At 68.4% G+C, this 20,631-nt stretch carries 20 protein-coding genes and 1 pseudogene; 16 read left to right on the top strand and 5 right to left on the bottom strand.

Annotation, left to right across the window (positions count from 1 at the left end; genetic code table 11):
* The first annotated feature begins 27 nt into the window (after positions 1–27).
* The 6 genes from CDO81_RS10215 (at position 28) to CDO81_RS10240 (ending at position 4,870) form a co-directional block, all read left to right on the top strand.
* Positions 28–1,038 (top strand): sulfate ABC transporter substrate-binding protein, encoded by a 1,011-nt coding sequence (locus CDO81_RS10215; protein ID WP_088483108.1) that lies wholly within the window; start codon positions 28–30, stop codon positions 1,036–1,038.
* A 116-nt stretch (positions 1,039–1,154) separates the two neighbouring features.
* The gene (gene cysT, locus CDO81_RS10220; RefSeq protein WP_241516960.1) at positions 1,155–2,033 is read left to right on the top strand and encodes a sulfate ABC transporter permease subunit CysT; all 879 of its coding nucleotides are present in this window, start codon (positions 1,155–1,157) and stop codon (positions 2,031–2,033) included.
* A complete protein-coding gene (cysW, locus tag CDO81_RS10225) occupies positions 2,030–2,914 on the top strand; it encodes a sulfate ABC transporter permease subunit CysW (RefSeq protein WP_088483110.1) in 885 nt (294 codons plus the stop codon). Before cysT ends, cysW begins: the two co-directional genes overlap by 4 nt.
* On the top strand, positions 2,914–3,972 hold the full coding sequence (locus CDO81_RS10230; RefSeq protein ID WP_088483343.1) for a sulfate/molybdate ABC transporter ATP-binding protein: 1,059 nt from the start codon (positions 2,914–2,916) through the stop codon (positions 3,970–3,972). The genes cysW and CDO81_RS10230 overlap by 1 nt, the downstream gene beginning before the upstream one ends.
* 88 nt (positions 3,973–4,060) lie before the next feature.
* Complete coding sequence (locus CDO81_RS10235; RefSeq protein ID WP_088483111.1) at positions 4,061–4,279, top strand: TOBE domain-containing protein; 219 nt, start codon at positions 4,061–4,063, stop codon at positions 4,277–4,279.
* 3 nt (positions 4,280–4,282) lie between these two features.
* Complete coding sequence (locus tag CDO81_RS10240; protein ID WP_088483112.1) at positions 4,283–4,870, top strand: RBBP9/YdeN family alpha/beta hydrolase; 588 nt, start codon at positions 4,283–4,285, stop codon at positions 4,868–4,870.
* A gap of 3 nt (positions 4,871–4,873) precedes the next feature.
* Here the strand turns inward: CDO81_RS10240 and CDO81_RS10245 are convergent, their stop codons facing one another.
* The gene (locus CDO81_RS10245; protein WP_088483113.1) at positions 4,874–5,755 is read right to left on the bottom strand and encodes a dienelactone hydrolase family protein; all 882 of its coding nucleotides are present in this window, start codon (positions 5,753–5,755) and stop codon (positions 4,874–4,876) included.
* A gap of 112 nt (positions 5,756–5,867) precedes the next feature.
* On the opposite strand from CDO81_RS10245, the gene CDO81_RS10250 reads away from it, so the two are divergent.
* Positions 5,868–6,827: a CysB family HTH-type transcriptional regulator gene (locus CDO81_RS10250; RefSeq protein WP_088483114.1), complete on the top strand. Its 960-nt coding sequence runs from the start codon at positions 5,868–5,870 to the stop codon at positions 6,825–6,827.
* 38 nt (positions 6,828–6,865) lie between these two features.
* Positions 6,866–7,858 carry a sulfate ABC transporter substrate-binding protein gene (locus tag CDO81_RS10255; RefSeq protein WP_088483115.1) on the top strand — a complete coding sequence of 331 codons (993 nt, stop codon included), beginning with the start codon at positions 6,866–6,868 and terminating at the stop codon, positions 7,856–7,858.
* Positions 7,859–7,884: 26 nt separating this feature from the next.
* Here the strand turns inward: CDO81_RS10255 and CDO81_RS10260 are convergent, their stop codons facing one another.
* Together CDO81_RS10260 and CDO81_RS10265 are read right to left on the bottom strand one after the other, a co-directional pair.
* A complete protein-coding gene (locus CDO81_RS10260) occupies positions 7,885–8,463 on the bottom strand; it encodes a PEP-CTERM sorting domain-containing protein (RefSeq protein ID WP_088483116.1) in 579 nt (192 codons plus the stop codon).
* A gap of 16 nt (positions 8,464–8,479) precedes the next feature.
* Positions 8,480–9,397 (bottom strand): dioxygenase family protein, encoded by a 918-nt coding sequence (locus CDO81_RS10265; protein WP_088483117.1) that lies wholly within the window; start codon positions 9,395–9,397, stop codon positions 8,480–8,482.
* 283 nt (positions 9,398–9,680) lie between these two features.
* Between CDO81_RS10265 and CDO81_RS10270 the strand changes: the two genes are divergently transcribed.
* Together CDO81_RS10270 and CDO81_RS10275 are read left to right on the top strand one after the other, a co-directional pair.
* Positions 9,681–11,210 carry a DUF1800 domain-containing protein gene (locus CDO81_RS10270; RefSeq protein WP_088483118.1) on the top strand — a complete coding sequence of 510 codons (1,530 nt, stop codon included), beginning with the start codon at positions 9,681–9,683 and terminating at the stop codon, positions 11,208–11,210.
* 4 nt (positions 11,211–11,214) lie between these two features.
* The gene (locus tag CDO81_RS10275) at positions 11,215–12,417 is read left to right on the top strand and encodes a DUF1501 domain-containing protein (RefSeq protein WP_088483119.1); all 1,203 of its coding nucleotides are present in this window, start codon (positions 11,215–11,217) and stop codon (positions 12,415–12,417) included.
* Here CDO81_RS10275 and CDO81_RS10280 read toward each other — a convergent pair.
* Together CDO81_RS10280 and CDO81_RS10285 are read right to left on the bottom strand one after the other, a co-directional pair.
* Positions 12,414–12,974, bottom strand: coding sequence for a flavodoxin family protein (locus tag CDO81_RS10280; RefSeq protein WP_088483120.1), 561 nt, complete (start codon positions 12,972–12,974; stop codon positions 12,414–12,416). The genes CDO81_RS10275 and CDO81_RS10280 overlap by 4 nt on opposite strands.
* Positions 12,975–13,040: 66 nt before the next feature.
* Positions 13,041–13,769: a pirin family protein gene (locus tag CDO81_RS10285; RefSeq protein WP_088483121.1), complete on the bottom strand. Its 729-nt coding sequence runs from the start codon at positions 13,767–13,769 to the stop codon at positions 13,041–13,043.
* A gap of 104 nt (positions 13,770–13,873) precedes the next feature.
* Between CDO81_RS10285 and CDO81_RS10290 the strand changes: the two genes are divergently transcribed.
* The 6 genes and pseudogenes from CDO81_RS10290 (at position 13,874) to CDO81_RS10310 (ending at position 20,617) form a co-directional block, all read left to right on the top strand.
* Positions 13,874–14,842 (top strand): LysR family transcriptional regulator, encoded by a 969-nt coding sequence (locus CDO81_RS10290; RefSeq protein ID WP_088483122.1) that lies wholly within the window; start codon positions 13,874–13,876, stop codon positions 14,840–14,842.
* A gap of 7 nt (positions 14,843–14,849) precedes the next feature.
* Positions 14,850–15,749 (top strand): tRNA glutamyl-Q(34) synthetase GluQRS, encoded by a 900-nt coding sequence (gene gluQRS, locus CDO81_RS10295; RefSeq protein WP_193466494.1) that lies wholly within the window; start codon positions 14,850–14,852, stop codon positions 15,747–15,749.
* Positions 15,750–15,845: 96 nt separating this feature from the next.
* Positions 15,846–16,190: pseudogene (locus tag CDO81_RS28765) on the top strand (FKBP-type peptidyl-prolyl cis-trans isomerase); the annotation flags it as partial.
* A gap of 30 nt (positions 16,191–16,220) precedes the next feature.
* Positions 16,221–16,568, top strand: coding sequence for an FKBP-type peptidyl-prolyl cis-trans isomerase (locus tag CDO81_RS28770; protein ID WP_420893049.1), 348 nt, complete (start codon positions 16,221–16,223; stop codon positions 16,566–16,568).
* A 328-nt stretch (positions 16,569–16,896) separates the two neighbouring features.
* Positions 16,897–19,659, top strand: coding sequence for a TonB-dependent receptor plug domain-containing protein (locus CDO81_RS10305; RefSeq protein ID WP_088483125.1), 2,763 nt, complete (start codon positions 16,897–16,899; stop codon positions 19,657–19,659).
* A gap of 79 nt (positions 19,660–19,738) precedes the next feature.
* Positions 19,739–20,617: a DUF6502 family protein gene (locus CDO81_RS10310; RefSeq protein WP_088483126.1), complete on the top strand. Its 879-nt coding sequence runs from the start codon at positions 19,739–19,741 to the stop codon at positions 20,615–20,617.
* The last annotated feature ends 14 nt before the right edge of the window (positions 20,618–20,631 follow it).

The following is a 20,631-nucleotide window of genomic DNA, read 5'->3' on the forward strand; positions in this document are numbered from 1 at the left end:
GACTTTCGATTCCTCGACGGCCCCCGCATGCCCCACTTCCAGACCACCCGCCGCGCCCTGCTCGCCCTCGTCGCCTCGGCAGCCGCCCTGCCCGCCTTCGCGGCCGACCCGACGCTGCTGAATGTGTCGTACGACGTGGCGCGCGAGCTGTACAAGCAGTTCAATCCTGCCTTCATCGCTGCCCAAAAGGCCAAGGGCCAGGCCGTGCTGGTGAACCAGAGCCACGGCGGCTCCAGCAAGCAGATCGGTGCAGTCATCGGCGGCCTGGAGGCGGATGTGGTGACCATGAACCAGGCCACCGACGTGGACCAGCTCGCCACCAGCGGCCTGACGCCGGCCGACTGGCGCAGCCGCTTCCCCAACAACGCGGCGCCCTACTCCTCCACCATGACCTTCCTGGTGCGCAAGGGCAACCCCAAGGGCATCAAGGACTGGGCCGACCTCGCCCGCCCCGGCGTGCAGGTCATCATCCCCAACCCCAAGGTGACCGGCAACGGCCGCTACAGCTACCTGGCCCTGTGGGGCAGCGTGATCGCCAACGGCGGCAGCGACGCCCAGGCGCGCGAGCTGGTGACCAAGGTGTTGACCAACGTGCCCGTGCTGGACGGCGGCGGCCGCGGCGCCACCACCACCTTCACGCAACGAGGCATTGGCGATGTGCTGGTGACCTTCGAGGCCGAGGTGGAACTGATCGAGAACGAGTTCGGCAAGGGCCAGTTCGAACAGGTCAACCCGAGCATCTCCATCGAGACGGATGCGCCGGTCGCCATCGTCGACAAGGTCGCCGCCAAGAAGGGCACGACCGCGCTGGCCAAGGCCTACCTTGACTTCCACTGGAGCCCGGAGGGCCAGGAAATCATTGCGCGCAACAACTTCCGCCCGCGCGATCCGGCCGTGTTCAAGAAGCACGCCCAGCGCTTTGCCAACATCAAGCTGTTCAGCGTCGACCAGACCCTGGGCGGCTGGCCCAAGGTGAGCAAGACGCACTTTGCCGATGGCGGCACGTTCGACCAGATCATGGCCTCGATCAAGCGCTGAGCTCATGCCCCGCATCGCCCTTGCCCGGCTCCGGGTGATGGCGATGCCGCCGGCACGGTGCCGACATCCATCGCCACCGATTGCTGGCTCCCGTGCAGCCCGACTGCAAAACACACATCTCCCTTATGGCTGCCTTCTCACTGGGTAGACGCCGCGTACTTCCGGGCTTCGCCCCGACGCTCGGCTTCACGCTGTTCTATCTGTCGCTCATCGTGCTGGTGCCGCTGGCCGCGGTGTTCCTGAAGTCGTCCGGCCACGGCTTCGACGCCTTCTGGGCTGCGGCCACGTCGCCGCGCGTGGTCGCGTCCTACAAGCTGAGCTTCGGAGCGTCGCTGATCGCGGCCTTCATCAACCTCTTCTTCGGGCTCATCCTGGCCTGGTGCATCGTGCGCTACGAGTTCCCGGGCAAGAAGCTGGTCGATGCCCTCATCGACCTGCCCTTCGCGCTGCCCACGGCCGTTGCCGGCATTGCGCTTACGGCGCTGTACGCGCCCAACGGCTGGGTCGGTTCGCTGTTCGCCCCCGGCGGCCTGCTCGCGCCGCTGTTTGGCGAGGGCGGTGCCAAGATCGCCTTCACCCCGGTGGGCGTGCTGCTGGCCCTGATCTTCATCGGCCTGCCCTTCATCGTGCGCACGGTGCAGCCGGTGCTGGAAGACATGGAGACCGAACTGGAAGAAGCCGCCGCGTCGCTCGGCGCCCAGCGCTGGACGACTTTCCGCTACATCGTGCTGCCCACGCTGCTGCCCGCCCTGCTGACCGGCTTCGCGCTGGCGTTCGCGCGCGCGGTGGGCGAGTACGGCTCGGTCATCTTCATTGCCGGCAACATCCCGATGGTCAGCGAGATCACGCCGCTGATGATCATCGCCAAGCTGGAGCAGTACGACTACGTCGGCGCCACGGCCATCGCCACCGTGATGCTCATCGTCAGCTTCGTGCTGCTGCTCATCATCAACGGCCTGCAGGCCTGGACCCAGAAGCGAGGGAGCAAGCGATGAGCACCGCCCTCCACATCGCGCCGCCGCGCGCCCGCGCCAAGTACCAGGACAACCCGGCCACCCGCGAGGCGCCGTGGGTGCGCTTCACGCTGCTGGCCCTGGGCCTGGGCTTCTTCGCGATCTTCCTGCTGCTGCCGCTGGTGGCCGTGTTCACCGAGGCCCTGCGCAAGGGCTGGGCCATGTACTTCGCCGCGCTGGCCGACGAAGAGACGATGTCGGCCATCCGCTTGACGCTGACGGCCGCCGTCATCGCTGTGCCGCTGAACCTCGTGTTCGGCGTCACGGCCGCCTGGCTCATCGCCAAGCACGAGTTCCGCGGCAAGCAGTTCCTAATCACGCTGATCGACCTGCCCTTCTCGGTGTCGCCCGTGGTGGCGGGCTTGATGTACGTGCTGATCTTCGGCGCCCAGGGCTGGCTCGGCCCCTGGCTGCAGGAACACGACGTCAAGATCATCTTCGCCGTGCCCGGCATCGTGCTGGCCACCATCTTCGTCACCTTCCCCTTCGTGGCGCGGGAGCTGATCCCGCTGATGCAGGCCCAGGGCAAGGACGAGGAAGAAGCCGCCACCGTGCTGGGTGCCAGCGGCTGGCAGACCTTCCGCCGCGTGACGCTGCCCAACATCAAGTGGGGCCTGCTCTACGGCGTGATCCTGTGCAACGCCCGGGCCATGGGCGAGTTCGGTGCGGTGTCGGTCGTGTCGGGCCATGTGCGCGGCCTGACCAACACGCTGCCGCTGCACGTCGAGATTCTCTACAACGAGTACCAGTTCGCCGCGGCCTTCGCGGTGGCCTCGCTGCTGGCGCTGCTGGCGCTAGTAACCCTGGTGATCAAGCAAATCGTCGAATGGCGCGCCAGCCAGTCGAACAGCAAGGACGCATGATGGGCATCGAAGTCCAGAACATCCACAAGAGCTTTGGCAGTTTCACCGCCCTGGGCGATGTGTCGCTCGAGTTCCCGCGCGGCGAACTCGTCGCGCTGCTCGGCCCCTCGGGCTGCGGCAAGACGACGCTGCTGCGCATCATTGCCGGCCTGGAGCAGGCCGACCGCGGCCGCGTGCTGCTCGACGGCCAGGACGCCTCCGACACCCATGTGCGCGAGCGCCAGGTGGGCTTCGTGTTCCAGCACTACGCGCTGTTCCGTCACATGACCGTGTTCGACAACGTGGCCTTCGGGCTGCGGGTCAAACCGCGCAAGCAACGCCTGCCCGAGGCCGAGATCAAGAAGCGCGTGACCGAGCTGCTCAAGCTCGTACAGCTCGACTGGCTCGGCGACCGATTCCCACCGCAGCTCTCCGGCGGCCAGCGCCAGCGCATCGCGCTCGCACGGGCGCTCGCCGTCGAGCCGCGCGTGCTGCTGCTGGACGAGCCCTTCGGCGCGCTGGACGCCAAGGTGCGCAAGGAACTTCGCCGCTGGCTGCGTCGCCTGCACGACGAGCTGCACATCACCAGCATCTTCGTGACCCACGACCAGGACGAGGCCCTGGAAGTGGCCGACCGCATCGTGCTGATGGACCACGGCCGCGTCGAACAGGTCGGCACGCCGCAGGAGGTGTACGAGCGCCCGGCCACGCCCTTCGTCTACGGATTCCTCGGTGCGGTCAATCGCTTTGTGGGCCATGCGCGCGGTGGCGTGCTGCACATCGGCGAGCACCAGCTGCCCCACGACGGCACTCACGGCGAAGGCCAGGTGCAGGCCTACGCCCGCCCGCACGAGCTGCAGATCGTCACCGACGAATCGGCCCCCGGCCTGGCCGCTACCGTCGAGCGCGTGCTGGCCTTTGGCGCCAGTGCCCGCGTCGAGTTGATCGGCCCGGACGGCCAGCCGCTTGAAGCCGAACTGACCCGCGACCAGGCCGAGGCTCTGCAATTGCAAGGCGGGCAGCGCGTGAAGCTCAGCGCCCAGCGGCTGAGCCTGTTCGAGGCGGGCGCGGGGATCTGAGGCCAGCGCATAGCAAGCTGCGGATTGCTTCGTTCCCCGAATGACGAGGGCCTCTCACACTGAGGCCATCGTCCTTGGAGAACACCGCATGACCATCACCGCCATCAACGTCCGCAACCAGTTCCGCGGCACCATCAAGGAAATCATCGAAGGTCCGGTCGTGTCCGAAGTCGACGTCCTCACCCGAAGCGGAGACGTCGTCACCTCTGTCATCACGACCCGCTCGGTGAAGGAACTCGGCCTGGAGGTCGGCCGCGAAGTCGTGGCCCTGGTCAAGTCGACGGAAGTGTCCATCGCGACGCTCTGAGTCATGGCCTACCGCCCGCCTCGCCTCCTCATCATCCCGGGCCTGCACGACAGCGGCCCGGCTCATTGGCAGACCTGGCTGCAGGGCCAGTACCGCGATGCCGTGCGCGTCACCCAGCGCGACCCGAGCAAGGCCGAGCTCGAGCGCTGGGCCGAGCGCATCCAGCGCGCCCTCGAAGCGGCCGGCCCCGGTGAATGGCTGGCCGTGGCGCACAGCTTCGGCTGCCTCGCGCTGGCCCGGCACCTGGCCGACCATCCCGACACGCCCATCCGCGAGGCGCTGTTCGTGGCGCCTGCCGAGCCCGACAAGTTCGGCATTGCCGAAGCCCTGCCCCACCAGCGCCTGCCGAAGCGATCGCGACTGATCGCCAGCAGCACCGATCCGTGGATGAGCGCGGCCAGCGCCGCACGCTGGGCCTACCGGTGGGGCGCGAGCTTCAGCAACCTCGGACCGGTCGGTCACATCAATGCAGAAGCCGGCTTCGGACCCTTGCCGCTGGCCAAGAGCTGGATCGAAGCCGCTCGCGCCCGGGCCGCGGCCGGGCACCGCCCGCGGCACGCGGAGTTCCGCGAATGGGCCTTCGCGGTCTGAACCTCAGGCCAGCGCCGCCTTGAAGGCGGCCAGCGTGCGCTCCCAGGCCAGCTCCGCCGCAGCGGCGTCATAGCGCGGCGTGGTGTCGTTGTTGAAGCCGTGCTGGGTGCCCGGGTAGGTGTGCGCCTCGTAGCGAACACCCGCAGCCTTCAGCGCGGCCTCGTAGGCGGGCCAGGCCGCGTTGATGCGCTCGTCATTGGCAGCGTAATGAATCAGCAGCTGGGCCTTGATACGCGGCACGTCTTCCGCCGCGGGTGCCCCGCCATAGAAGGGCACGGCCACGGCCAGTTCAGGCACCTGGGTCGCGACGTGGTTGGACAGGCTGCCACCCCAGCAGAAACCCACCACGCCGAGCTTGCCGTTGGCATCGGCCAGCGTGAGCAGCCCGCGCGCGGCGGCCACGATGTCGGCACGCGCCTTGGCGGGGTCGAGCTTGGCGAACAGGGCGCGTGCGTCGTCTTCGTTGCCCGGGTAGCCGCCCAGCGGCGTCAGCGCATCGGGGGCGTAAGCGACATAGCCGGCCAGGGCCACCCGCCGGGCAATGTCCTCGATGTGCGGGTTCAGGCCGCGGTTCTCATGCACCACGAGCACGGCCGGCAGCTTGCCCATGGCCGACGCGGGCTTGGCGAGGTAGCCGTTGACCTGGCCGTTGCCCGCCGGCGACGGGAAGGCCAAGCGCCGCGTGACGAGCCGCGCGTCATCCGGCTTGACCTGCTGGGCCGCGGCGAAGTTCGGGCTCAGCGCCGCTAGCAGTGCGGCAGCACCTGCCGGGCCGCCCGCAAAGGCGGCCGCCTGCTCCAGAAACCCACGCCGGCTCAGGTCGCCATGCACATAACGATCAAACAACGGCCAAGCCTGGTCAGGGATGTCGCGCGGTGAGGTCATCGGAGCTCCTTATGCGGAAAAGGCCCGACTCTAGGAGACCTTCAATAACCGCATATCGATATCGCGAATGGTTCGACGACAGAAGCAGGCCTGATTCGCAGAATGCGGGCGCATGAACTTCCAGCAGCTCCGTTCCGTCCGCGAGGCCCAGCGCCGCGGCTTCAACCTGACCGAGGTGGCGCAAGCCCTGCACACCTCGCAGCCGGGGGTGAGCCGACAGATCCGCGAACTGGAGGAGGAGTTGGGCATCGAGCTCTTCGTGCGCGTGGGCAAACGGCTGACCGGCCTTACCGAGCCGGGCGAGCAGGTGCTGCCCGTCATCGAGCGCCTGTTGCAGGAGGCGGAAAACCTCAAGCGCGCTGCCGACGACTTCGCCCAGGCCGGCAGCGGCCGGCTGCGCATCGCCGCCACCCACAGCCAGGCCCGGTACGCGTTGCCGCCGGCGGTGCGGGACTTCCGCGCCCATCACCCCGACGTGAGCCTGCATCTGCAGCAGGGCTCGCCGCAACAGATTGCCCGCCTGCTGCTCGACGGTGAGGCCGACGTCGGCATCGCGACCGAAGCCCTCGCCCAGTACCCCGAACTGGTCGCCCTGCCCTGCTACCGCTGGACGCACTCGGTCGTGGTGCCGCCGGATCACCCGTTGCTCGACGGCCCGCTGACGCTGGCCCGCCTGGCGCAGTTCCCCATCGTGACCTATGAGCCCGGCTACACCGGCCGTTCGCACATCGACGAGGCCTTTGCCGCCGCGCAGCTCTCGCCGCACATCGTGCTCAGCGCGATGGATGCCGACGTCATCAAGACGTATGTCGAGCTCGGGCTGGGCGTGGGCATCGTTGCGGCTATCGCTTTCGACGAGGAGCGCGACCGCCACCTGCGGGCGATCGATGCACGTCATCTTTTCGCCGACAACATGACCCGTCTCGCCGTGCGCCGCAGCGCCTACCTGCGCGACTACGTGTACGAGTTCATCCAGACCTTCGCCTCGCCACTCAAGCGCGAAGTGGTGGATGCCGCACGACATGAACTGCCCGTGACCGAGCCCACGCTGGCCTGGTCCAGGGCGGCCTGAACCCGACACCCGATTTCTTCCTCCTCCAAACAAAACCCATGCGTCGCTTCCTGACCGCTCTCTCCCTCGCCTTCGCCGCCACCGGCGCCCTGGCGCAGACCTCGCTGCTGAACGTCTCCTACGACCCCACCCGCGAGCTCTACCAGGACTTCAACAAGGCCTTTGCGGCCCATTGGAAGGCCAAGACCGGCGAGACCCTGAGCATCAAGGCCTCACACGGCGGCTCGGGCAAGCAGGCCCGCTCGGTCATCGACGGGCTGGAGGCCGACGTCGTGACGCTGGCGCTGGCCTATGACATCGACGCGCTGGCCGACCGCAAGCTGCTGCCGCTGGACTGGCAGAAGAAGCTGCCCAACAACGCCAGCCCCTACACCTCGACCATCGTGTTCCTGGTGCGCAAGGGCAACCCCAAGCACATCAACAACTGGCCCGACCTCGCCCGCAGCGGCGTTGACGTCATCACGCCCAACCCCAAGACCAGCGGCGGCGCCCGCTGGAACTACCTCGCAGCCTGGGGCTTCGCCCTGGCCAACGGCGGCACGCCCGCGTCGGCCAAGGACTTCGTCAAGCGCATCTATGCCAACACCAAGGTGCTCGACTCCGGCGCCCGCGGCGCCACCACCACCTTCGTGGAGCGCGGCATCGGCGATGTGCTGATCGCCTGGGAGAACGAGGCCTACCTCGCGGTGAAGGAACTCGGCCCCGAGAAGTTCGAGATCGTCACGCCGACGCTGTCCATCCTCGCCGAACCGCCGGTGGCCATCGTCGACAAGGTGGTCGACAAGCGCGGCACCCGCAAGCAGGCCCAGGCCTACCTGGAGTACCTCTACACGCCGGAAGGCCAGGAGATCGCAGCCAAGAACTACTACCGTCCGCGGGACCCCAAGGTGGCCGCGAAGTACGCCAAGACCTTTGCCCCGGTGAAGCTCTTCACCATCGACGAGGTCTTCGGCGGCTGGCGCCAGGCGCAGAAGACCCACTTCGACGACGGCGGCGTGTTCGACCAGATCTACACGCCGGGCGCCAAGTAAGCGCCCGGTTCAGCCAGCCCTGGCGCTCAGCGCGCGCTGCGCCGCTGACGCCAGCCCACGAGGCCCAAACCAGCAGCCAGCAGCGCTGCCGACGCGGGCTCGGGCACAGCGGTCGTCAGCGTGGTGAGCGTCACGTCGTCGATGACGCTGGCCGCCGCGCTGCTGCCGTACAACGTGAACCCCACCAGCGACTTGCCCGCGGCCAGCGCACTGCTGAGGTCGTAGTAGGTCCAGCTGCTGTTGCCGAGATCGAATATCGACACGTCGGTGCCGCTGCTGCTGCCGTCGCTGTAGTTCAGCACAACGAGGCTCAACAGCCCGGCGTCGCTGCGCGCCCAGAAGCCAAAACTGGCGATCGAGGCCGCGTCGATGGCACTGCTCAGCGTCAAGCTGAGCGAAGAGCTGTCGTCAGCCAAGACTGCTGCAAGCGTGCCGCTGTGCACATCGGTCGACTCCGCGGTGACGGTGCCGGTGGTGGACCAGCCGGTGAGGCCGGACTCGAAACCCGGGTTGTCCAGTGTGGCGGCCCGGGCCAAGCCTGCGGCACTCAAGGCCAGAGCGACCAGGGTTGCAGCGCCCAGGCGCTTGTTGAATGAGACGGTCATGGAAGGCTCCTGAAGTTCAACCGATGGGGGGCGGGCCAGGCGGCGTGGGAGGGTTGCCCGGCGGCGTCGGGCCAGGATCACTCCCACCACCACCGTTGGATGCGGTCTGGTCGATGCCCAGCACGATGCCCCCCACATAGCCCGACTTCACGCTGCCCGACAGCGCCAGCATCTCGGTCGAGGTGCCGTCAGAGAAGACGTTGTCCGCGGCGAAGCTGGTCACCGAGGTGTTCTGCCCTTTGCTGTAGAGGGTGCTGCCGTACACCGTGGCCGTCGTCGCCAAGGGAAAGGCGAACTGCGTCGTGGCCATGGACGAACTGGTCGACGACAGCGTCGTGCCGGCCAGGAACACCATGCAGTGCACGTGCGTGATGCGCCCGGCATACCAGCCCGGGTAGACGGTCTTGAAGGTCACCAAACCGTTGCTGTCGCTCTGCTGGATGCCGCGCAGGTAGGTGAGGTTGGCCTGACCCGCGTTGTTGCTCGCGTCGTAGCCGGAGTACAGGCCGTCCTTGTCACAGTGCCAGATGTAGACCCAGGCGCCCGCGATGGCGGCGCAGGCGTTGTTCACGTCGACCAGCTTGATGCGAAGGGTCAGCGGGACGCCACTCTTGCCCTCGGTCAGGTCGGCCCGCACCATGGCGGTGTTGGCCAGGATGGCGCGCAGGGGGTACGGGCCTTCCGTCTCGGTCGCAGCCACGGTACAGGTGGCTGCAGCGGCCAGGATCTTGGTCAAGCCCTCTTCGGTGTCGTCATCGAGAGACAGCGTGCCGGAGGTGTCTGTCGACGACGCCGTCGCGCCACCACCGCCACAGCCGATCAAGGCCGTGGCGCCAAGGCTGCCAAGGCCCCCCAACGCGGTCAACAGCCCGCGGCGGCGGGACGGATCGGTGGGCCCGGTGGCCGCTTTCGCGGCCGGGGGTTGGGTACTCATGGATTCGCTCCTGAACAAAGGGGTCATGGGTTGCCTGCACGTCATCGCCCGCAAGCGCGTGACCGCGGCCAAGCCACTGTCCGGGGATGCGGTTTCCGTCATGTCGCGTGAATATCTCGGCGCCGACACACTCCCCCCAACTCAAAGCGCCCGCAGGTACACGGCAGCAACAAAGCGGTTGCGGGCCGACACACTAGGGGGGTGACAACACGGTAAGGTTCCAGACGTCAACCCGCAGCCACCGGGCCTCGTTGGCCCCTCACATCGACGCGAGCTCCCTGCCATGAAGGTTTTGTCCTCTCTCGCCTTGTGCAGCGCCCTCCTGCTGGCGGCCTGTGCCGCCGGGCCGACCGCCCCCCCAAGCCGCAGCCCGGGCCATGCGGCCCAGGACGCCTTGTGGCTCGACCGCCTGAGCTTCGGCGCCAGCAGTGCCGACCTTGCCCAGGTCCAGGCCCAAGGGCGTGCCGCCTGGCTCGACCGCCAGCTGCAACCCACGGCGCAGCCTGCCCTGCCCGAGGCGGCCCGGGCACAGATCCAGGCCCTGGCCGTGCAGCAGGAAGCCCTGCCCGCGCTCGTGCAGCGGCTGGAAGCCCAGCGCAAGGCCGCCGATGCGTTGACGGACGACGCCGCCAAGGCCGAGGCGCAGAAGAGCTACCAACAGGCCCTGACCAAGCTGGCGCGTGAAGCGTCGACGCGCCAGCTGCTCAACGCGCTGTACTCCCCCAACCAGCTGCAGGAGCAGATGACGTGGTTCTGGTTCAACCACTTCAACGTGCACCAGTACAAGGCCAACCTGCGCGTGATGGTGGGCGACTACGAGCAGGGCCTGCGCGAACGCTCGCTGGGGCGCTTCCGCGACCTGCTGGGCTACACCGCCCACCATCCGGCCATGCTACGCTACCTCGACAACGAGCAGAACGCGGCCAATCGCATCAACGAGAACTACGCCCGCGAGCTGCTGGAGCTGCACACCCTGGGCGTGGGCGGCGGCTACAGCCAGCGTGACGTGCAGGAGCTGGCCCGGGTGTTGACTGGCCTGGGCGTGAACCTGACCGACAACCGGCCCAAGCTCAAGCCTGCGCAGGAAGCCCAGTACCGGCGCGACGGCCTGATGGAGTTCAACCCGGCACGGCACGACTTTGGCGAGAAGCATTTGCTGGGCATCACCGTCAAGGGTGAGGGTTATGGTGAACTGGAGCAGGTGCTGGACCTGCTGGCACGCCACCCGAGCACGGCGCGCTTCGTGTCGCGCAAGCTGGCCCAGTACTTCGTGGCCGACGACCCGCCGCCGGCCCTGGTGGAGCGCATGGCCGAACGCTGGCAGCAGAGCGACGGCCGCATCGCCGAGGTGCTGCGCGCCATGGTGAACTCGCCGGAGTTCGAGGCGTCGCTCGGCCGCAAGTTCAAGGACCCGACGCAATACGTCGTCTCGGCCGTGCGGCTGGCCTATGCCGACAAGGTGGTCCTCAACACCGGCCCCATGATCGGCTGGCTCTACCGCCTCGGGCAGGCGCCCTACAACCGCCAGACGCCCGACGGCTATCCGCTGGACGAAAGCGCGTGGGCAGGCCCGGGGCAGATGACCACGCGCTTCGAGATCGCCCGCGCCATCGGCAGCGGCAGTGCAGGCCTCTTCAAGGTCGACGGTGAACCCAAGGACCGCCCGGCCTTCCCGCAGCTGGCCAACCCGCTGTACTACAACGGCATCTCGCCCCGACTGGCTGCGGCCACGCAGCAGGCCCTCGCCCAGGCCACCTCACCGCAGGAATGGAACACCTACCTGCTCGCCTCCCCGGACTTCATGCACAGGTGACACCATGCAACGACGCCAACTGCTCCAACTCGGCCTCGCCAGCCTGGGCGCGGCCGCCCTGCCCACCCAGCTCTGGGCGGCCTCGCCGGACACCCCGCGGCTGCTCGTCGTCTTCCTGCGCGGCGCCTACGATGCGGCCAACCTGCTGGTACCCACGTCGTCGAGCTTCTATTACGAGTCGCGCCCCAACATCGCGATCGCCAAGTCCGCTGCATTGCCGCTGGATGCCGACTGGGGCCTCGCGCCAGCGCTGGCCGACAGCATCCATCCGCTGTGGCTCAAGCAGCAGGCGGCCTTCGTGCCCTTCGCCGGCACCAACGACACCTCACGCAGCCATTTCGAGACCCAGGACCACATCGAGCTCGGCCAGCCGGACGACGTCTCCGCCGGCAGCCGCGATTTCCGCAGCGGCTTCATGAACCGGCTGGCCAGCGTCATCGGTGCAGGCGAGCCGGCCAGCTCGCGACTGGAGGCGATGGCCTTCACCGACCAGGTGCCCCTGATCCTGCGCGGCAAGCTGCCGGTGGCCAACCAGGCCCTGCGTGACCTGGGCAAGCCGGCCATCAACGCGGCCCAGGCCCAGGTCATTGCCGGCATGTATGCCAACACGCGATTGGCCGGCACGGTCAGTGGCGGCTTCGAGGTGCGTGACGAGGTCACCCGCGAGATGGCCGGCGAAATGGAAGCCGCCAGCCGCGGCGCGATCGCGGCCAAGGGCTTCGCGCTGGAAGCCCGCCGCGTGGCGCGGCTGATGCGAGAGCGTGTGACGCTTGGTTTCATCGACGTCGGCGGCTGGGACACCCACGTCGCCGAAGGCGGTGCCACCGGCCAACTCGCCACCAAGCTGGGCGAGCTCGGCAAGGGCCTGGCCCTGTTCGCCGACGAGATGGGCCCGCAGTGGAAGAACACCGTCGTCGTCGTGGTCAGCGAGTTCGGGCGTACCTTCCGCGAGAACGGCAACCGCGGCACCGACCACGGCCACGGCAGCGCCTACTGGGTGCTGGGCGGCGGCGTGAAGGGCGGGCGCATTGCCGGCGAACAGGTGGAGGTGAAGGCCGCCACGCTGTTCCAGAACCGCGACTACCCGGTGCTCAACGAGTACCGGGCGCTGTTCGGCGGGCTGGCCCGCCGCATGTATGGCCTGAGCGACGCGCAACTGACCACGGTTTTCCCCGGGGCCAGTGCGCGCGACATCGGGCTGGTTTAGGCCGCCTTGACCCAGCGGTCCACCACGATCTTCACGCGCGCGCCGAAGGCCTTGGCGGTGGCGATGTCGCCCGGCACCATCTCTTCGGCGGAGGCATCGCTCGGCGTCTGGGTGATCAAGCCGGCATAACCGCCGAGGTTGTTGATGTCGTCACGGGTGGCGGCCTTGTGGTTGGGCGCCTTCATGCCGGTGCCGACCCAGATCATGCTGTGCTGCTGGCTCAGGGTGTGCAGGTACTGGATGGTGCCCTGCTTGTCACCATTGAGCGTGGCCGAATTGGTGAAGCCGGCGGCGATCTTGTCCTTCCAGACCTGGGCGTACCAAGGCTTGCTGCTGGCGTCGGCAAACTTCTTGAACTGCCAGCTCGGGCCGCCCATGTAGGTGGGCGTGCCGAAGATGATGCCGTCGGCCGCGGCCAGCGTGGCCCAATCGGCCTCGCTGATGTTGCCCTCGGCGTCGATGGCGATCAGTTGCGCCTCGGCCGCGCCGGCCACCGCCTCGGCGACCTTCTTGGTGTGGCCGTAGCCGGAGTGGAAGAGAACGACGATCTTGCTCATGGAGGTTCCTTTCAGGGTCGAAGCACAAATGAAGAAACCCGGCCCCAAGGGCCGGGTCGACGGAGATCAGGCGGCGAGGTCGAAGACCAGAACTTCGGCGTTCTGACCCGCCGTCAGCGACAAGCGCGATGTTTGCTGAAGCTGCAAGGCATCACCTGCGGTCAGGTCTTGCCCGTTCACGTTCAGCGAACCGCGCACCAGATGCACATAGGCCAGCCGCCCCGGGGCCAGATCCAGCTCGGCTGCCTCTGCACCGTCAAACAGGCCGGCATACAGACGCGCATTGGCATGGATGGTCACCGCGCCCTGCGCCTGGCCATCGTTGGCCGCCACCAGGCGCAGCTGGCCCCGCTTGGAGGCGGTGTCAAAGTGCTTCTGCTCGTAGCTGGGCGCAATGCCGCGGGCATCGGGCTGGATCCAGATCTGCAGGAAGTGCGTGGTCTGGTCCTTGGCATGGTTGAACTCGCTGTGCAGCACGCCGGTGCCCGCGCTCATGCGCTGAACGTCACCCGGGCGGATCACGCCCGAGTTCGCCGCGCCCTTCTCGCCATTGCCCATGCTGTCCTTGTGCGCCAGTTCGCCCGACAACACATAGCTGATGATTTCCATGTCCCGGTGGCCGTGTGTGCCGAAGCCCGTCCCCGGGGCGATCTTGTCCTCGTTGATCACGCGCAGGGCACCGAAGCCCATGCGGGCCGGGTCGTAATAGTCGGCAAACGAAAAGCTGTGGAAGGACTTCAGCCAGCCGTGGTCGGCATAGCCGCGGTCACTGGACTTGATGAGTTGCGATTGCATGCTGGACTCCTTGCTGTGCTTGTTGCGATGGAGTCAATGTAGGTCTCGGGCCCTCGCGCATCGATCGGCCCGCGCTGAGGACATCATTCAAATAGACTGAATGCATGCCGACCGCCGCAGACAAGCGCCGCGCCCTCACCCCCGAGGCGCTGGCCATGATGGACACCATCGCCCGCACGGGCAGCTTTGCCGCCGCAGCCCGCGAGATGGGCCGGGTGCCTTCAGCCCTGACCTACTCGGTGCGCCAGCTGGAAGACGCGCTGGACGTGCTGCTGTTTGACCGCAGCTCCCGCCAGGCCGTGCTGACGAGTGCCGGGCAGGAGCTGCTGCACGAGGGCCGCCGCCTGCTGCAGGAGCTTGACGCCGTGGCCAACCGGGTGCGCCGCATCGCCACCGGCTGGGAGAGCGAACTGACGCTGGTCATGGACGACGCCATTGCCCGCCGTGCGGTGTTCGACCTGATGGAGGCCTTCTACGCCGAGCGCCTGGAAGACGGCACGCCGCCGCCGACGCGCCTGAAGCTGCAGGTGGAGGTGCTGGCCGGCACCTGGGAAGCCCTGCTGCACGGCCGGGCCGACCTGGCGCTGGGCGTGCCAGCCCAGGCCGCCAGCAGCACCATCCACTGCGAACCCGCGGGTGAATTGGAGTTCGCCTTCTGCATCGCACCGCATCACCCCCTGGCCGCGCTGCCTGAGCCGCTCACGGCGGCCCAGATTGCCGAACACCGCATCATCGCGGTGGCCGACAGTGCCCGAATGCTCGCGCCGATCACCGTGGGCCTGCTGCCGGGCCAGGACGTGCTGACCATGCCGTCCATGGCCACCAAGCTGGAGGCCATGCTGCGGGGCCTCGGATGCGGGTCGCTGCCCATCACCATGGTGCGCCGCCACCTGGACGCGGGCCGGCTGGTGCGCAAATCCACGTATGAAGGCCGCCGCGCCGGCGTCATGCACTACGCCTGGCGCGACACCGGCCAGACGCCGGGCAAGGCCCTGGCCTGGTGGCTGGACCGCCTGCGCAGCGACACCACGCGCCGCGCCCTGCTCGAGCAGCATGAGGGCCTGTTGCTCTGACCTGGCGATGCAGACACCGCTGAAGGCCTACCGTGGCCGCTTCGCCCCCTCGCCTACCGGCCCACTGCATGACGGCTCACTCGTGGCCGCCCTGGCCAGTTGGCTGGACGCCCGCGCCCACGGCGGCGCATGGCTGGTCCGCATTGAAGACGTTGATGGCCCCCGCTGCGCGCCCGGGACGGCCGAGGTCATCCTCGGCCAGCTCGCCGCCCTCGGCCTGCAGCCAGACGAGCCGCCCGTCTGGCAGTCGCGCCGGGGTGATCTCTACCAGGCGGCGCTGGACCGCCTCATCGCCTCGGGCCAGGCCTACGGTTGCGCCTGCACGCGCGCCGAGATTGCCGCCGCCTACGAACGCACCATCGGCCCGCGGCCCAAGCATGGTGAACTGGTCTACCCGGGCACCTGCCGCCAGGGCACGCAGGGGCGGTCAGCGCGCGCCTGGCGCTTGCGGGTGCAGGGCCGCATCGACTGGCAGGACCGTCGGCTCGGCGCGCAGTCGCAGGACCTGGGCGCCGAGGTGGGCGACTTCGTGCTCAAGCGCGCCGACGGCCTCTGGGCCTACCAGCTCGCCGTGGTCGTCGACGACGCCGCGCAAGGCATCACCGACATCGTCCGCGGCGAGGACCTGGCCGACAACACGCCGCGCCAGATCGCGCTGCAACGAGCGCTTGGCCTGCCCAAGCCCCGCTACCTGCACACGCCGCTGGTGCTGGCGGCCGACGGCCACAAGCTGTCCAAGCAGAACGGCGCGGCGGCACTCGACCTGAGCGACCCGGTCGCGCGGCTGCGCGAAGCGGCCCAACGCCTGGGCCTGCATCCGGAACCGCAGTCCGGCATCACCGTCGCCGACCTGCTGGCCCGCCTCGCCAGCCGCTGGGCGCACGCGGGCGGATGGCCGGCTGCTTGATGGCTGCGCGCGCAGCCGGGTCATGGATGCCCGGGCGCCTGACCGGTGTGCATGCGGGCGACAATGCCGGCTTTTCGCATCTCATAAGGATTCCCCATGAACACCACGCCCAGCGGCCTGCAGTTTGAGGACACCGTCGAAGGCGACGGCAAGCAGGCAGCAGCCGGCCATGACGTGACCGTGCACTACACCGGCTGGCTGTGGGTGGACGGCGCCAAGGCAGCCAAGTTCGACTCCAGCAAGGACCGCAACGATCCGTTCGAGTTTGAACTCGGCGCCGGCATGGTCATCCGCGGCTGGGACGAAGGCGTGCAGGGCATGAAGATCGGCGGCAAGCGCACGCTCCTCATCCCGGCCAGCCTCGGCTATGGCGCGCGCGGTGCCGGCGGCGTCATCCCGCCGAATGCGACGCTGTGCTTCGAGGTCGAGCTGCTCGGTCTGGCGGGCGGCCCGGAGCCGGTGGAGCTGAACCTGCACACCACCTCCAGCGGCCTGCAGTACGAAGACCGCGTCGTGGGCGAAGGCGCAGAAGCCGCCAAGGGCCAGCGCGTGTCGGTGCACTACACCGGCTGGCTCTACAAGGACGGGCTGCGCGGCAAGAAGTTCGACTCCAGCAAGGACCGCGGCCAGCCGTTCAAGTTCCGCCTGGGCGGCGGTGAAGTCATCCAGGGCTGGGACGAAGGCGTGCAGGGCATGAAGGTCGGCGGCACCCGCATGCTGGTGCTCCCGCCGGAGCTGGGCTATGGCGCGCATGGTGCCGGCGGCGTGATCCCGCCGAACGCGACGCTGCTGTTCGAAGTGGAGCTGCTCGCCGTCTGACGTCGCAAGTCCACGACGCGGACAGTTCGTATCACACGAACGATCCCGCGCCCGCCACGGGCCCCGGCCCCCTCAACCGGCTGAACACCGCCCCATGACCGGGCGGTGTTTTTCCTTGTGCGCACACCTGTGGAGCCACCCTCCCCACGCTGGCGCACGGCGGGCGAAACGGATCGCGAAGCCTGCATGACCCTCGGGTTGCCCCTGCCTTCAATCCGTGGACATTTTGTCTCACACTCCATCGAAACGTGGACAGTTTGCTTCACAGAGCTTCCAGGGCTGGAAGCCGCACGACCACGGCAGAGCGCTGCGGCGCGGAGGGCAAGAGATGATTGGACACACGTGGCACCGGCAGCGCCGGCATGGCCTGGCCTGGGCGGCGGCGGCTTGCTGCAGTCTCGCCCAGGCACAGGGGAGCGTGCCCGGCAGCACGGATCCGGCGGCTGACCCCGAGAAGCTCGAGCGCATCACCGTCACCGGCTCAAACATCCGTCGTGCCGACGGTGAGACTGCCCTGCCGGTGCAGGTCATCACGGCCGAAGACATCCGCCGCAGCGGCAAGGCATCCGTCACGGAGGTGCTGCAGTCGCTATCGGCCAACGGCGCCAACGGTCTGACGGACAGCGCGTCCTTCAACAGCTTCGCCTACGGTGCCTCGGGCATCTCGCTGCGCAGCCTGGGGCCGACGTCCACGCTGATCCTGGTGAACGGACGCCGGGTCGTGCCCTACAGCGTGCCGGACATCAACAACGGCCTCACCAACTTCGTGAACGTCGACGCCATCCCGAGCGCCGCCATCCAGCGCATCGAGGTGCTCAAGGACGGTGCCTCGGCGATCTACGGCTCCGACGCCATGGCCGGCGTGGTGAACATCATCCTGCGCAAGGACTTCCAGGGTGGCGAAGCCGGCGCTCAACTGCGCACCAGCATGGACGGCGGTTTCGGCACGCAGTCGGCGGCCCTGACGGTCGGCCGGGGCGACCTGGCACGCGACGGCTGGAACTGGATGGCCACGCTGGATGTCTTCCACCGCGACGAGGTGATGCTGCGCGACGTGGCCAGCCGCGTCATCGACCCGCGCCACCGCGATTCCTCCTTCTACTACACCGGCCGCGCCGGCACGAGCCGCTTCACGCCCACGCCCAACTACTACGGCGGGGTGTCCTTCGACCCGCAGTCGGGCGCGTCCTTCGTCAACACGCGCAGTGGTCGCGCCTCGGCCAACTGCCCGGCCGATCAGCGCTGGGCCTTCAACAGCACCTTCACGCCGCCGCTGAACCTGTGCGGCTACAGCTACTGGACGGACGCCGCGCAGTACGTCTCGCCGATGGAGCGCGCCTCGATCTTCAGCCACGGCGAGCTGGCCCTGGGCGGCGGGCTGTCGGTATTCGGCGAGCTGTCGCTGAACCGCCTGACCAACCACCAGCGCGACTGGCCCGTGCCCTTCGGTGCCGGCCTGGGTGCGACGCCCAACGGTCGCGACGGCGGCGTGGCCTACGTGCCGCAGTTCCTGCCAGCAGGCCACCCCAACAACCCCTTCCCCAACCAGCCGGCCGGCATCACCTACCAGTTTGCCGATGTCGGCATGCAGGGCATCGACGTGACCAACCAGGCCGGGCGGCTGCTGGTGGGCGCGCGCGGCACGACTGCGGGCTGGGACTGGGAGACGGCCCTCATGCACGCCCAGGACACCGCCGAGGTGTCCTACCTCAACCGCATCAGCCTGCCGGCGCTGCGGGATGCAGTGCTCAGCGGCAGCTACGACTTCGAGCACCCCACGCAAGGCCGCGTCACGGCGGCTCAACTGCGCATCAATCCGATCGACCACGGCCGCGCGTCGTTCACCGCCCTGGATGCCAAGGTCAGCGGCGAGATCGGCCGCCTGCCGGGCGGCCCCATCGGGATGGCCGCCGGTATCGAGGCCCGGCATGAACAGCGCAACTACCACCCGGATGAGCGCATCTACTCCGGCGGCGTCTACCTGCAGGTGGCGGGCCGCACCGAGGGCAGCCGCAACGTGGTGTCAGCCTTCAGCGAGCTGAGCCTGCCGATCACCAAGACGCTGCAGTCCCAACTCGCGCTGCGCGCCGACCGGTACTCCGACTACGGCTCCTCCGTGACGCCCAAGCTGGCGGTCGCGTGGGCGCCGCTGCGCCAGCTCAAGCTGCGCGGCAGCGTGTCGCGGGGCTTTCGGGCGCCGTCGCTCAACGAGTCCGCCAGTTCGGATACGCCCCTTTTTTCCTACGTCGACTTCGACCCCCAGCGTTGCGGCCAGTTCAATGTCGACTGCGACGGCTACAACAACAGCGGCGTGGTCAAGGCCAACAAGAACCTCAAGCCCGAGCGTTCGACGGCCTATGGTCTGGGCCTGGTCACCGAGCCGGTGCGCGACCTGCTGCTGACGCTGGACTACTGGGAGTTCCGCCGCCGCAACGAGATCACCTTCGTCGACCAGCAGCTGCTCATCAACCAGGAGGGCAGCAACGACCCGCTGTACGCCGGCCGGGTGCATCGCCTGCCGGCCGACACCGAGAGCGTGCCCGGCCAAAGCATTCCGGGCCGCATCGCCACAGTCGACCAGCTCTATCTCAACCGCGGCCGCACCGAGGTGCGTGGCGTGGACGTCACCGCCAGCACCCGGCTGGCCATGTCGGGCACCGCCCCGCTGCGGATCAACCTGGACATGACCTATGTCGACCGCTACCGCGTGCAGAGCGCCGAGGGCGAGGCCTGGCAGGTGTGGACGGGCACGCTGGGATTCCCGCGCCTGCGGGGCAGCATGAACCTCGGCTGGTCGCCCGGCCCCTGGGACCTGAACGCCACGCTCAACCACCTCTCGGGCTTCGCTGCCACGCAGGCCGGCCAGACCTGCACCGGCACGCGCTACCTGGGCGTCTGCGACATTGCCCCCTACACCACGCTGGACCTTGCCGCCGCCTACCGCGCCGGCACGGCATGGACGGTGCGCGTGAACCTGATCAACGCCACCAATGCGCGCATGCCGTTCACGCCGACGCAACCCACCGGCAACCGCTACTGGTACGCCGCCGCCGGTCGTCAACTGGGTGTTTCTGCGAGCCATCGCTTCTGATGGACGGCCCGCGGGCGGGCCAGAATGGGGCTCGACCCCGCCCGGGCGCCCGCGCCCCCTGCCCGCCCTCTGCATCCTCATGCACTTCGATTTCTCGCCCCTGCTGCGCTATCTGCTCCGTCGACTGGTGCGCATCGCCATCTCCTCCGGCATCACCTACCAGGCGTTTTGCAAGCTGTTGCGCTCGGTGTACTTCGAGGTGGCCAGCGAGTTCGAACCCGTCAAGGGCAAGCCCAACTCCGACAGCCGCGTCAGCCTGCTCACCGGCCTGCCGCGCCGCGAGGTGCGCGCGCTGCGCGAAAGCGCTGATGCGCCGCCCCAGCCCAAACCCAACATCGAGCGCCTGGTGCTGGACGCCTGGACGTCGTCCCTCGACTTCATGGACGCCCATGGCGACATGCTGCCGCTGCCCCGCACCCAGCGCCAGGGTGGTACGCGCTCGTTCGAGGCCCTGGTGGAGCGTGTCAACAAGGACATCCGCGCCCGGGCCCTGCTCGATGAATGGTTGCGCAAGGGCTTCGTGACCCTCGACGAGCAGGACCGCGTCGTGCTGGTGCAGCGTCGCTCCACCGGGCTGGTGGAAGGCGCCTCGGGCACCGGCTTGCTGCTCAGCGAAATGGTGTCAGACCTGCTCCACGGGTTTGACCAGGTCTATCTGCACGAGCAGCCGGTGCCGGGCTTCGGCTTCAACGTTGTCTACGGGCATCGCCTCACGGAGGCCTCGGCCCAGCTGATCTGTTCCACCGCGCAGCGCGAGGGCGTGCAACTGATGAAGCGCATCAACCGCCTTGTGGTGGAGCGCGAAGCCCTGGATGCGCGCAGCGAAGGGGCCACGCGCCGCGTGATGATCGGCTTCGGCACCTACCAGACGGACGGCGAGCAGGACCCGGGCCTGATGGCCGCCGGCTCCGCCGCCGACGGGCCTGCCGGTTCGCCGACGGCAGGCCACACCGCCTGAACGGCCGCGGCCCG

The sequence above is a fragment of the Roseateles puraquae genome (genome assembly GCF_002205845.1).
Lineage (GTDB): Bacteria > Pseudomonadota > Gammaproteobacteria > Burkholderiales > Burkholderiaceae_C > Pelomonas > Pelomonas puraquae.

Coding starts and splice junctions, on each gene's coding strand:
- CDO81_RS10215 (WP_088483108.1), top strand. CDS start 28: ATGCCCCACTTCCAGACCACCCGCCGCGCCCTGCTCGCCCTCGTCGCC.
- cysW (WP_088483110.1), top strand. CDS start 2,030: ATGAGCACCGCCCTCCACATCGCGCCGCCGCGCGCCCGCGCCAAGTAC.
- CDO81_RS10230 (WP_088483343.1), top strand. CDS start 2,914: ATGGGCATCGAAGTCCAGAACATCCACAAGAGCTTTGGCAGTTTCACC.
- CDO81_RS10235 (WP_088483111.1), top strand. CDS start 4,061: ATGACCATCACCGCCATCAACGTCCGCAACCAGTTCCGCGGCACCATC.
- CDO81_RS10240 (WP_088483112.1), top strand. CDS start 4,283: ATGGCCTACCGCCCGCCTCGCCTCCTCATCATCCCGGGCCTGCACGAC.
- CDO81_RS10245 (WP_088483113.1), bottom strand. CDS start 5,755: ATGACCTCACCGCGCGACATCCCTGACCAGGCTTGGCCGTTGTTTGAT.
- CDO81_RS10250 (WP_088483114.1), top strand. CDS start 5,868: ATGAACTTCCAGCAGCTCCGTTCCGTCCGCGAGGCCCAGCGCCGCGGC.
- CDO81_RS10255 (WP_088483115.1), top strand. CDS start 6,866: ATGCGTCGCTTCCTGACCGCTCTCTCCCTCGCCTTCGCCGCCACCGGC.
- CDO81_RS10260 (WP_088483116.1), bottom strand. CDS start 8,463: ATGACCGTCTCATTCAACAAGCGCCTGGGCGCTGCAACCCTGGTCGCT.
- CDO81_RS10265 (WP_088483117.1), bottom strand. CDS start 9,397: ATGAGTACCCAACCCCCGGCCGCGAAAGCGGCCACCGGGCCCACCGAT.
- CDO81_RS10270 (WP_088483118.1), top strand. CDS start 9,681: ATGAAGGTTTTGTCCTCTCTCGCCTTGTGCAGCGCCCTCCTGCTGGCG.
- CDO81_RS10275 (WP_088483119.1), top strand. CDS start 11,215: ATGCAACGACGCCAACTGCTCCAACTCGGCCTCGCCAGCCTGGGCGCG.
- CDO81_RS10280 (WP_088483120.1), bottom strand. CDS start 12,974: ATGAGCAAGATCGTCGTTCTCTTCCACTCCGGCTACGGCCACACCAAG.
- CDO81_RS10285 (WP_088483121.1), bottom strand. CDS start 13,769: ATGCAATCGCAACTCATCAAGTCCAGTGACCGCGGCTATGCCGACCAC.
- CDO81_RS10290 (WP_088483122.1), top strand. CDS start 13,874: ATGCCGACCGCCGCAGACAAGCGCCGCGCCCTCACCCCCGAGGCGCTG.
- gluQRS (WP_193466494.1), top strand. CDS start 14,850: ATGCAGACACCGCTGAAGGCCTACCGTGGCCGCTTCGCCCCCTCGCCT.
- CDO81_RS10305 (WP_088483125.1), top strand. CDS start 16,897: ATGATTGGACACACGTGGCACCGGCAGCGCCGGCATGGCCTGGCCTGG.
- CDO81_RS10310 (WP_088483126.1), top strand. CDS start 19,739: ATGCACTTCGATTTCTCGCCCCTGCTGCGCTATCTGCTCCGTCGACTG.